The organism is Mesorhizobium quangtriensis (assembly GCF_040081925.1).
GTDB lineage: Bacteria > Pseudomonadota > Alphaproteobacteria > Rhizobiales > Rhizobiaceae > Mesorhizobium_K > Mesorhizobium_K quangtriensis.
The window spans coordinates 338148-349633 of the sequence record NZ_JBEBMF010000004.1 but is presented as its reverse complement, the minus strand read 5'-3'; the positions used below and the strand labels follow the sequence as shown (position 1 = coordinate 349633).

The following is an 11486-nucleotide window of genomic DNA, read 5'->3' as shown; positions in this document are numbered from 1 at the left end:
ATCGAAGTAACCGGTCTCGCTCGCAATATTGGAGGAAGCATTGGGTAAGCGAATCATGTTCACTGGCGGCAGCGGCAAGGCGGGCCGCCACGTCGTCAAATATCTCGTCGATCAGGGGCACCAAGTGCTCAACATCGACACCAAGCCGCTGGACAATCCGAAGGTCCGGACGCTGATCACCGATATCACCGACAGCGGACAGGTGTTCAACGCCTTCACCAGCTACATGGGCCTGCACGAGTTCGACCCGTCACTGCGCGCGCAGCCGGTCGACGCCGTCGTGCACTTCGCCGCCGTCCCGCGCATCATGATCACGCCGGACAACGAGCTTTTCCGCGTCAACACAATGGGCACCTACAACGTCATCGAGGCGGCGGTGAAGCTGGGCATCAAGAAGATCGTCGTGGCGTCAAGCGAGACGACCTATGGCGTCGTCTTCGCGAACGAGCCGAAGGATCCGGCCTACTTCCCGCTCGACGAGGACTACGACGTCGACCCGATGGATTCCTATGCGCTCTCCAAGGTCATCAATGAGAAGACGGCGCGCGCCTTTGCGCTCCGGAGTGGCTTCGACATCTATGCGCTGCGCATCGGCAATGTCATCGAGCCGCATGAATATGAAGGCTACATCCCGAACTGGATCAAGGATCCGGCGTTCCGCAAGCGCATCGCCTGGAGCTATATCGACGCGCGCGACCTCGGCCAGATCGTCGATCTTGCCGTCAAGAAGGACGGGCTCGGCTACCAGGTGTTCAACGCCGCCAACGACGATCCGTCAGCCGACCTGACGACGCAGGAACTGCTCGATCGCTTCTATCCGAAGGTGCCGGTCAAGGGGAAACTCGGCAAGTACGAGACGTTGTTCTCGAACCGCAAGGTGAAGAAGGTTCTCGGCTTCAAGCAGCAGCATAACTGGCGCCAATACGCGCCGAAAAAGAAGAAATAGACTCTTCGCAAACCTGCAGCGTCCTCCTTCGAAACCGAGGGAGGACGCTTGCAGTTGCTCGCTACACCGAAGCTGTCAGGCCGCCATCGACATAAAGCGTGTGGCCGTTGACGAAGGAAGAGGCGTCGGAGGCCAGGAAGACGGCCGCGCCGACCAGTTCCTTCACCTCTCCCCAGCGGCCGGTCGGCGTACGCTTTTCCAACCAGGCCGTGAATTCCGGATTCTCGGACAGCGCAGTGTTCATTTCCGTGCGGAAGAAGCCGGGAGCGATGGCGTTGATCTGGATGCCGTGCTTCGCCCAGTCGGCGCACATACCGCGCGTCAGATTGCGCACGGCGCCCTTGGTCGCCGTATAGGGCGCGATCGTCGGCCGTGCGAGTTCGCTCATCACCGAAGCGATGTTGATGATCTTGCCGCGCTTGCGCTGGATCATTCGCTTGGCCACGGCCTTGCCGACATTGAAGACGCCGGTCACGTTGGTCTGCAGGATCTGCTGCCACTTGTCGTCGGGGAATTCCTCGAGCGGCATGCGGTATTGCATGCCGGCATTGTTCACGACGATGTCGATCGGACCAATGTCCTTTTCGATACGGGCGACTTCGGCTTCGACGGCGGCCGAGTCGACCACATCGAAGATCGATCCTTCCGCCGTGAGACCTGTTTCGCGCAGGCTGGCGACCGCCTTTTCGACCTTGTCCGCCGTACGACCGTTGACGACGAGCTCAGCGCCGCTCTCGCCAAGCCCTTTTATCAGGGCATAGCCAATGCCCTGCGCTGACCCGGTGACGAGAGCGCGCTTGCCCTTCAGGCTGAAAAGTTCCGTCATTGTCCTGCTTTGATCAATCGCTTTGTCTGAAGTTGCGGATGCGGTCGAACATCACCGCCAGCACGATGGCGCCACCGATAAAGGTGCCCTGCCAGAAGGCATTGATGCCGAGCAGACCGAGGCTGTTGCGAATCACTTCGATCAGCGCCGCGCCGACTATCGCGCCGAAAGCGGTGCCCACGCCGCCTGCAAGATTGGCGCCGCCGATGACGGCAGCGGCGATTACCTGCAGTTCCATGCCTGCGCCGATATTGGTCGTCACCGCACCGAGCCAGCCAGTCTGTATGATGCCCGCAACGCCGGCCGACAAGGCGGAGATGATATAGACCGCGACCTTGATCTGCTTGACCGGAACACCTGTCAGCGTCGCGGCATGCTCGTTGCCGCCGATTGCGTAGACGTGACGTCCGAACTTCGTCCAGCGCAGCACAAAACCGGTGAGTAGCGCGAAAAAGACCATGAAGACGACGGGGTTGGCGATGCCGAAGAACCATGCGCCGCCGCCGATCGACAGGAGCAGGTCGTGGTCCGGCCCAAACTGGAAGACGACTGTGTTGCCCGAGACGACCATCGCCAGACTGCGCGCGATGGACAGCATTCCGAGTGTGACCACGAATGGCGGGAAGCCCAGATAGGCGATCAACACGCCATTGAAGGTCCCGACGAGGATCGCAGTCGCCAGCGACGCGAGGATGCCGACCTCGATGCCGTAGCCGGCATGCATCACGACCGCGAGCACCATCGAACACAGGCAGAGCACCGAGCCGACCGAAAGGTCGATACCGCCAGTGATGATGACCAGCGTCATGCCGAGCGCGATGATCGCAACGAAGGTGACGTTGCGGGTGATGTTGAACAAATTCGCCTTCGTTGCGAATGCGTTGGTCGCAAACGACAGGAAGATACAGGCAGCGATCACGGCAAGCAGAACCCAGAAGGTCTGGCTGTTGACCAGCCTGCTTCCCCAGCTGTGCTGCTTGTGATCGATCGTCTGTTCGAGTGTCACAGCCATGGTCGCCTCCCTGCCTAGGCCGCTTGTTCGATTGCGCCGGTGATGAGGCCCGTAACCTCCTCCGGCGAGCTCGACGCGATCTTCTTGTCTGCAACCTTACGGCCGCGCCGCATGACGATCACCCGGTCCGCCACCGTGAACACGTCGGGCATGCGGTGGCTGATGAGGATAACCGCGATCCCCTGGTCACGAAGATTGCGGATGAGGTTCAGGACCTCGGCCACCTGTCGCACCGAGATGGCGGCGGTCGGCTCGTCCATCAGCACGATCTTGGCCTGCGAAAGTCTCGTTCGTGCAATGGCCACTGCCTGGCGCTGACCGCCGGACATCTGCTTGACGAGATCGCGCGGACGCGTCTCGGACTTCAGTTCCTTGAAGATTTCGCCGGCGCGCTTGTACATGGTCCCGTAGTCGAGGATGGCGAAGGGCCAGACGCCCTTGCGCAATTCGCGTCCGAGAAAGACGTTCGCCGCAGCCGTCAGGTTGTCGCAAAGGGCGAGGTCCTGGTGCACGATCTCGATGCCGTGATGGCGCGCATCGACGGGCTTGTGCATGACCAGTTCGTGTCCCTCCATGCTGATCTTGCCTTCGCTGGGGCGAAAATTGCCGGCGATCATTTTCACAAGCGTGGACTTGCCCGCGCCGTTGTCGCCCATCAGGCCAACGACTTCGCCGGGCTCCAGCGAAAACGACACATCGTTTACCGCCTGGATTGCCCCAAAGTGCTTGGAAACATTGGTCAGTTCGAGAACCGCCACCTGCCTACCTCCCTGTATCGCATACCGGTCGCCGTGGTGTCGCGAGGCTGTGCCGGTCGCCGTCTTCCCCTATCCTCCGGGAGACGCGTCGCACGGCATTTATGCCGAGAGGCAGGCGGGCGTCAATCGAATGCGGGAAGCCCCAGTCAATATTTTGTAAGACAAATAGGACAATAGCAGTTGACGCGGAGAACGCGTGGTTATTAGGTTAGCCCACCTTCGGGAGGAAGGCATGCTGATCCTGATTACTGGCGCAACCGGGAAGGTGGGGCGAAGCCTTGTTTCAAGGCTCCTGTCCGACTCGTCTTTCGACCGGGCCCGGCTTCGGGCGCTTTGCCATAATCGCAGTATGCCGGAGAGCGACCGGCTTGAAGTCGTGAAGGGCTCCATTGCCGACAGGTCTGTCGTGACCCGCGCCCTTCAGGATGTGACACACGTCATTCACCTTGCCACCTGCAAGGAGATTCCCGAAGACGTCATGGATGTCACTGTGAAGGGGCTGTTCTGGCTGCTCGAGGAGTTCCGGATGTCGAAGGCTGCGCGCCAGTTCATCCTGATCGGCGGCGACGCGGGCGTCGGACATTTCTTCTACCGGCACGATGGTCCCCTGACGGAACATGCGCCGCATATGGCGTACCCGGGCTGCTACGCGCTCTCCAAGGTGCTTGAGGAGGTGATGCTGCAGCAGTTCGGCATCCAGTACGATCTGAACGGCTGCTGCCTGCGCGCGCCGTGGATCATGGAGAAGGACGATTTCCGCCATACGCTGTCCTTCGGCGACGACCTGTTCGGCGGGCCGGACTGGAAGAAGATGGTCCCGGCGGAGGACGCCCGGCGTTATGCCGCGAAAGGCACCGTGCCGTTGCTGAAGGACGCCGACGGACGACCGCTGCGACGCAACTTCGTGCATGTCAACGACCTCGTCGAAGCGATCGTGGCGGCCATCGACAACCCGCGCGCCAAGCGCCAGCTCTTCAATATTTCAATGGACCGACCCGTCGATTACGGCGAGTTGGCGGACTATCTCGCGCGCACGCGCGGTCTGGATTCGATCGAGATCTCCAGTTCCTTCCATTCCAACTGGATGGATAACAGCAAGGCAAAGTACTTGCTCGACTGGGAGCCGGAATACGATCTCGAAATGCTTGTCGATTCGGCGTGGGAGTACGAGCGCGGGAGTGAAGATCCGCGTGTCGTTTACTATCCGGGTTGATGTGGTTGGCGGGAGCATCCGCTCCCGTCTTTTTCAAAGGGAGGAAGTCCATGAGGAAACTTTTGTTGCTTGCTGCGACCGCGGCGATGGCGCTTGGCGTGAGCCAGGCCGTGGCCCAGGAGAAGAAGCAGCTCGTGATTGTCGTGAAGGGGCTTGATAACGCCTTCTTCGAATCGATCAATCAGGGCTGTCAGAAGTGGAACTCCGAGAACGCTGACTCGGAATTCGAGTGCTTCTACACCGGCCCGGCATCGACGTCCGACGAGGCGGGCGAAGCCCAGATCGTCGCCGACATGCTCGCCAAGCCTTCGACGGCTGCGATCGCGATCTCGCCATCCAACGCGCCGCTGATCGCCCAGACGATCAAGAACGCCAACCCGTCCATCCCGGTCATGACGCTTGATGCCGACCTGACCAAGGAAGACGCCGGCCTGCGCAAGACCTATCTCGGCACCGACAACTATTTGATGGGCTTCCGGATCGGCGAGTACTTCAAGAAGTCGAAGCCGAACGGCGGCACCGTCTGCACCATTCAGGGCAACCCGGCTGCCGACAACATCCTGCAGCGTGCGCAGGGCTTCCGCGATGCGTTGTCCGGCCAGAAGGGACTCGCTGCGCTGGCGGGTGAGGGCGGTTGGACCGAAGTCGCCGGCTGCCCGGTCTTCACCAACGACGACGGCGTGAAGGGCGTGCAGGCAATGGTCGATATCATGGCCGCAAATCCGGAGCTCGACGGCTTCGGCATCATGGGCGGCTGGCCGCTGTTCATGGCGCCGCAGCCTTATCGCGACTTCACCAAGCCTCTGGCCGATCGTCTGGCCAGCGGTGATTTCGTTATCTCTGCCGCCGACACGATCGGCGAAGAGGTCGCGATCGCGAAAGAGGGCCTCGTTTCGGCGCTCGTCGGTCAGCGTCCCTTCGAGATGGGCTACAAGGCACCATCCGTCATGATCGACCTTATCCAGGGCAAGGAAGTTGCCGATCCGGTGTTCACGGGTCTCGACGAGTGCACCAAGGATAACGCCGACACCTGCATCCAGAAGTAGGTCAGGCAGGACGCGCCCGAAAGGGCGCGTCCTCACCTTGCCCGGACAGCCAGAACTGGTTAGGCAGGGCGGGGGACAGTTCATGAGGCGAAAGCCACACAACACATCGGTACCCGGATCTGTTCAGTCGGATCGGGGCAAGGGGTTCGGGGGATCACTGGTCGCCGGGGCGAGCGTACATGCATCGCTCGCGAACGAGATCGGGGCGAGGATCGTGCGGGGCGATTACCCGCCGGGCACGATCCTGCCCAACGAAGCCAAATGGTCCGAAACCTTCGACGTCAGCCGGTCCGCAGTGCGCGAGGCCATCAAGATGCTGATGGCGAAGAGCCTGCTTTCGTCCCGTCCCAAAGTCGGAAGCTGGGTCGAGCCGCGCGAGCGCTGGAACCTGCTCGATCGCGATGTGCTGAGCTGGTATGCGTCGGCGCCCGATCGCGAAGCTTTCCTGCGCACCGTTCAGGAATTCCGCCACATCATCGAGCCAGAGGCGACGGCGCTGGCGGCGGAGCGCCGCAGCGACGAGCAAATGGAAGAGATAAGCGCCGCCTGCCGCGAGATGGGCGAGGCAAGCTCGCTCGCCATACGGACACAGGCCGACACGCGGTTTCATCTCGCCATCCTGCGCGCCTCCGGCAACGAACTTCTCGTGCCGCTCGGCGTGCTGATCGAATCAGCGCTCAACAATTTGTTTGTCGTGGTGACGCGTGAAACGGCCGACGTGCACCATGCGCAGAAGCTGCATGAGGCAATCGAGCGCAATGTACGGCTGAAGCGGCCCGATGCCGCCCGCGCAGCTGTGCGAAAATTGCTCGCCAACACCGACGAAGTCATCGGGCGCGACCGGCGCTGACGCCGTCCATCATTCGATGCCCGGCGAGGGGTTGATTCCCGGCGCCGCCGCGTCGCATGAATGGTGTCGATACATCAGTGGGAGGACATAGTGCTCGTCGACACGCATCTGCATATCATTGACAAATCAAGACTTGATTATCCTTGGGTTTCCGGCGAGCCGGCTCTCGATCGCGACTTCCTCTACGGCGAATATGCGCGGGACGCCCTGCGATCCGGCATCACCGACGTGCTGCACATGGAGGTCGATGTCGCGCCGCAGCTGATTTCCGACGAGATCGAGTATGTCCGCGACCAATCGGGCAAGCCCGGCAGCCTTATCCGGGGTGCGATTTCAGCCTGCCGCGCGGAGGACCCGGGCTTTCCCGAGATGCTTGAGCGTGCGCTCGCCGATCCGTTCGTGAAGGGTTTCCGGCGCATCTTGCACACGGTGTCCGACGACATTTCGCAGGGCGCGCTGTTTCGCCAGAATGTGAAGCGGCTGTCTGGTACACGGCTGACCTTCGACATCTGCATGTTCCCGCGCCAGCAGCCGCTGGCGCTTGCGCTGACTGAACTCGCGCCGGACGTGACCTTCATCCTCGACCATTGCGGTGTTCCCGACATCAAAAGCGGGGATTTCGACGGCTGGAAGCGTGGCATCACCGAACTGGCGGCGCGGCCGAACCTGATGGCCAAGATTTCCGGCATCGTCGCCTATACGGACAGGGAAACCTGGACGGCGGAAACGCTGCGACCCTATGCTGAACATGTCATCGACTGCTTCGGCTGGGACCGCGTCGTGTGGGGCAGCGATTGGCCGGTTTGCACGCTCGGCGGCGGCCTGCTCGCCTGGGTGGCAGCCACGCATGCCATCCTCGAAGGCTGCTCCAACGATGAGCGGGATTCGCTTTTCTGGAAAAATGCCGACCGTCTGTGGAAACTCGGACTGGCTGTCGAGCGTTAGGGAGTCCCGGACGCCTAAACGCGACCGGACTGGTCATCTGGGAGCTCCGGTCGCGTCGCATGTTCTGGTGGGTCATTATCCTCATCACCCCTGCCGCGTTTTTCGCAGTGATGCTCTACGGCCGCATGGCCACAAGATCGGTTGGTTCAGCCTCCACCGCTTTCCGTACGGACGTACCCACTACACTGCTCGACCGGACAATCTCGGCCATCACGTCCCGACATCCCCACAAGGTGGGCCTGCGCCTGCTCACCGACAATGTCGAGGCCTTCGCCACGCGCGCTGCCGTTGCGCGCATGGCCGAACGCAGTCTCGACCTGCAATATTACTACTGGAAAGACGACCTCACAGGAAGGCTGCTTGCCAGCGAGGTGCTGGATGCGGCGGATCGCGGCGTTCGGGTCCGCCTGCTGCTCGACGACATCAATGCGCTCGGCCGCGATTCAAACTACCGCGCGCTGGACCGGCACCCGAATATCGAGGTGCGTCTCTACAATCCGCTTCGCTGCCGGGAAGGCGCTTTCCTGCGCGGGCTGGAAATGGTCGTACGCTTCTGGCGCGTCAATCGCCGCATGCACAACAAGGTGTGGATTGCCGACGGGCGGGTCGCGATCGTCGGCGGACGGAACATCGGCGACGCTTATTTCGACGCCTCGGAAGAATCGAATTTCCGCGACATGGACGTGTCCCTGGTCGGCCCTGCCGTTCAGGAAGCAGAACAGATGTTCGATCGCTTCTGGAACAGCGAGATGGTTTCGCCGATACGCAACCTGGCGGATTGGCTGCACCGCGCAGACCTGGCTCGCTTGCGCAGGCGCTTGCAGCGTCGCGTCCTGTCGAAGCGCAGTGGCGAGTATCTCGGGCGAGTAGACGATGCGCTCCGTTCAGTCGCCTCCGGCTCGGGCATGCACTGGACTGCCGATGCGGCCATAGTCTCGGACCCGCCGGAGAAGTGCGTGCAAAAAGGCAGCGATGGCGGGCTGGTGCCCGCTATCCGTCCGATCCTCTCCCGGGCCGAGAGGAGCATCCAGATCACCTCGCCCTATTTCATCCCGCTTGAAAGTGGCGTGCGCATGTTCCTCGACCTTGCTGGAAAGGGAGTGCGAATATCCGTGCTCACGAATTCGCTTGCCGCTACGGACGTCACAGCTGTTCACGGAGCCTATTCCCGCTTCCGGAAGAAGCTGCTGCAGGGCGGCGTGAGGCTGTTCGAACTGCGCGCGCGGCATGGTAAGAAGAATGTTTCCCTGTTTGGGTCGCGGGGAGCCAGCCTTCATACCAAGGCGTTCGTGGTAGACGGACAGCGCGGCTTCATCGGGTCGTTCAACTTCGATCCGCGTTCCGCGTCCCTGAACACGGAGATGGGCGTACTTTTCGACCACGCCGGGCTAGCGCGCGAGATGCAGTCCGTCTTCGCGGAAGAAACAGAAGCGACCCACAGCTACCGCGTTGTCCTGCGCGACGGCGCGACGCTGTGGCATGACGACAGCGGCATCGTCGATCACGAACCGGACGCCACCGTGCGGCGTCGAGCGCTGGCCGGACTGGTCAGCATGCTGCCTGTCGAGAGCCAGCTCTGACGCCTGCGGCCGTGGTCTGGACCGGTTCCCTGTCGGTAACGAAACCTTCAGTGCTTTGACGGCTTTTCCTCCCTGAAAGGTAGCGCTAAACACATGTCCTAAATGCCCGGCAGGTTGAACGGATGCCCAAACGCCGTACGTTTCTCGATCCGGTGCTGCTCGCACGGCTGAGGAGGAAATCCCGCTTCACCGCGCTGAAGGCGCGGCTCAGGACACGTCTTCAAACCATGCAGGCGGCCGGCGACGAGCGCGCCCCGAAGGGCGGCGTGAAAGCGAATGGCGACCACGAAATGGTCATCGCTTCCTACAACGTGCATAAATGCATCGGCACAGACGGGCGGTTCGATCCGGGCCGCATCGCATCCGTCATCACGGAACTGGGCGCAGACGTGGTGGCCATCCAGGAGGCCGACAAGCGGTTCGGCCGCCGCTCGGGCCTGCTCGATCTCAAGGCTCTGGAGCGCGATGCGGGGCTGACGCTCATCCCGACATCCGAGGAAGCGGATGGTCATGGCTGGCATGGCAATGCGCTCTTCCTGCGCAAGGGCGAGGTCCGTGACATGCGCCGTCTTGCGCTGCCAAGCGCCGAGCCACGCGGAGCGCTGGTCGTTGATCTCGACCTTCCCGCCGGGCCGCTTCGCCTCGTTGCCGCCCATCTCGGGCTGTTGCGCCGGAGCCGGCGCTGGCAGGTGCGCTCTATCCTCGACGCCATCGAACAGGGACCCCAGGTGCCGATCCTGCTGGTGGGCGACCTCAACGAGTGGCGGCCGGGCCGGAAATCATCCCTGCTTGAGCTCAAGCCCGTCTTCGGTCCCCTCAGTCAGAACCATTTTTCGTTTCCGTCCTATTTCCCCTTCATCGCGCTCGACCGCGTCATCGGGTCGCCCGGTTTGGTAACGGCGATGCAGGTTCACGACAGTGCGCTGGCCAAGGTCGCGTCCGACCATCTTCCCCTGAAGGCGACCATCGATATAGCAGCGGCGCTGAAGGAAATGCGCGGGCACGAAGAACTCGTGCTGAACGAGGTCGGCTCGTAGCGGCTTTCAATCGAATCGCATGATCTCCGGCCTGTTGCGCTCGTCGCCAAACGCAGGCATTGGTTGCTCATCAGGGCATTATTGAGAGGATTTTCGACATGGCAGAGACCTTCGTGATCGCGCAGGGCGGCGGGCCGACGGCGGTGATCAACCAGACGGTCGCCGGCGCCACGCTGGAAATCATGAAGCGCTATCCGAAGGCACGTGTGCTGGGGTCCCGCTTTGGCGTGCGCGGCGTGCGCGATGGCGATTTCGTCACACTCTCCGACCTCTCCGAACAGCAGTTGCAGCTGTTCGCCGGCACCCCGAGCTCCGGCCTCGGCTCGACGCGTGACAAGCCCGACGCAGCCTATTGCGATCTCGTGCTCAAGGGGCTGCAAAAGGTCGATGCGCAGGCGTTCATCTATATCGGCGGCAACGATACCTCCGGCACGCAGCAGATCCTTACAGATGCATCCGGCGGCTCGATTGCGTTCGTGCATGCGCCAAAAACCATCGACAACGACCTGATGGAAAACGACCATACGCCGGGCTTCATCTCGGCCGCCGAGTTCGTCGCCGGCGCGTTCCTCTCGGTCGATCTCGATTTCCGCGCGCTGCCGGGCGTTTATGTCGCCATCGTCATGGGCCGTCATGCCGGCTTCCTGACCGCCGCGTCGGCGGCATGGCGCATCGACGAGGACAGCGGGCCGCATCTGATCTACCTGCCCGAGCGTGCCTTCTCCGTGAAACGTTTCCTCGACGACGTGAAGTCCAGGCTCGACAAGCACAAGCGCTGCATCGTCGCGGTGTCCGAGGGTGTCCAGACAGCCGAAGGCACGTCGCTGGTCGAGAGCATCGTCGGCCCGGACAGGGTCGAGCGCGACGCGCATGGCAACGTCAAGCTTTCGGGCTCCGACCTCAACCGCGCCTTCGAGACGGCTCTGGCGGAAGGCCTGCCGGGCAAGCGCGCCCGCGTTGATGCGCTCGGCTACATGCCGCGCGGCTATGTCGGCGCGATCAGCAAGGTCGATCAGCAGGAAGCGTTCGACGCTGGCGTCTATGCGGTCGAGGCGGCTGCGCAGGGCGGCGGGTCCGTGGCGCTGCAGTATGACGGGACCAAGACCGTCCTGAAGATCGTGCCGCTGTCGAACGTGGCGGCGAAGACGCGCCACATGCCCGATGACTTCATCACCGCCGAGGGGACTGGCCTGACCGACAAGGGCATGGCGTATATGAATCGGTTGGTGCCGAGGAAATTCGACGTCGCCAAGCCGTTTGTCTGACGGGCAAC

11 protein-coding genes are annotated in these 11486 nt (G+C 62.1%); 8 read left to right on the top strand and 3 right to left on the bottom strand.

Annotated elements, in window-relative coordinates; genetic code table 11:
* The first annotated feature begins 40 nt into the window (after nt 1-40).
* Entirely contained in the window at nt 41-946 is a 906-nt protein-coding gene (locus tag ABMA32_RS21230) for an NAD-dependent epimerase/dehydratase family protein (protein WP_349015793.1), read from the top strand.
* 61 nt (nt 947-1007) lie between these two features.
* Here the strand turns inward: ABMA32_RS21230 and ABMA32_RS21225 are convergent, their stop codons facing one another.
* Genes ABMA32_RS21225 through ABMA32_RS21215 form a run of 3 tightly spaced genes read right to left on the bottom strand, consistent with a single transcriptional unit; the run spans nt 1008 to nt 3560 of the window.
* Nucleotides 1008-1772 carry an SDR family oxidoreductase gene (locus ABMA32_RS21225; RefSeq protein WP_349015792.1) on the bottom strand — a complete coding sequence of 255 codons (765 nt, stop codon included), beginning with the start codon at nt 1770-1772 and terminating at the stop codon, nt 1008-1010.
* Nucleotides 1773-1785: 13 nt separating this feature from the next.
* Nucleotides 1786-2784, bottom strand: a complete 999-nt coding sequence (locus ABMA32_RS21220) for an ABC transporter permease (protein ID WP_349015791.1) — start codon at nt 2782-2784, stop codon at nt 1786-1788.
* A gap of 14 nt (nt 2785-2798) precedes the next feature.
* Nucleotides 2799-3560, bottom strand: a complete 762-nt coding sequence (locus ABMA32_RS21215) for an ATP-binding cassette domain-containing protein (protein ID WP_349015976.1) — start codon at nt 3558-3560, stop codon at nt 2799-2801.
* Nucleotides 3561-3774: 214 nt separating this feature from the next.
* Here ABMA32_RS21215 and ABMA32_RS21210 point away from each other — a divergent pair, with 214 nt between their 5' ends.
* The 7 genes from ABMA32_RS21210 (at nt 3775) to ABMA32_RS21180 (ending at nt 11478) form a co-directional block, all read left to right on the top strand.
* Nucleotides 3775-4755, top strand: a complete 981-nt coding sequence (locus ABMA32_RS21210) for an NAD-dependent epimerase/dehydratase family protein (RefSeq protein WP_349015790.1) — start codon at nt 3775-3777, stop codon at nt 4753-4755.
* A 50-nt stretch (nt 4756-4805) separates the two neighbouring features.
* Nucleotides 4806-5801 carry a substrate-binding domain-containing protein gene (locus tag ABMA32_RS21205; protein ID WP_349015789.1) on the top strand — a complete coding sequence of 332 codons (996 nt, stop codon included), beginning with the start codon at nt 4806-4808 and terminating at the stop codon, nt 5799-5801.
* An 82-nt stretch (nt 5802-5883) separates the two neighbouring features.
* Entirely contained in the window at nt 5884-6651 is a 768-nt protein-coding gene (locus ABMA32_RS21200; RefSeq protein WP_349015788.1) for a FadR/GntR family transcriptional regulator, read from the top strand.
* A gap of 90 nt (nt 6652-6741) precedes the next feature.
* Entirely contained in the window at nt 6742-7596 is an 855-nt protein-coding gene (locus tag ABMA32_RS21195) for an amidohydrolase family protein (RefSeq protein WP_349015787.1), read from the top strand.
* 59 nt (nt 7597-7655) lie between these two features.
* Nucleotides 7656-9176: a phospholipase D family protein gene (locus ABMA32_RS21190; protein WP_349015786.1), complete on the top strand. Its 1521-nt coding sequence runs from the start codon at nt 7656-7658 to the stop codon at nt 9174-9176.
* Between the two features lie 227 nt (nt 9177-9403).
* Nucleotides 9404-10213 carry an endonuclease/exonuclease/phosphatase family protein gene (locus ABMA32_RS21185; protein WP_349015975.1) on the top strand — a complete coding sequence of 270 codons (810 nt, stop codon included), beginning with the start codon at nt 9404-9406 and terminating at the stop codon, nt 10211-10213.
* A 98-nt stretch (nt 10214-10311) separates the two neighbouring features.
* Nucleotides 10312-11478: a diphosphate--fructose-6-phosphate 1-phosphotransferase gene (locus tag ABMA32_RS21180; RefSeq protein ID WP_349015785.1), complete on the top strand. Its 1167-nt coding sequence runs from the start codon at nt 10312-10314 to the stop codon at nt 11476-11478.
* The last annotated feature ends 8 nt before the right edge of the window (nt 11479-11486 follow it).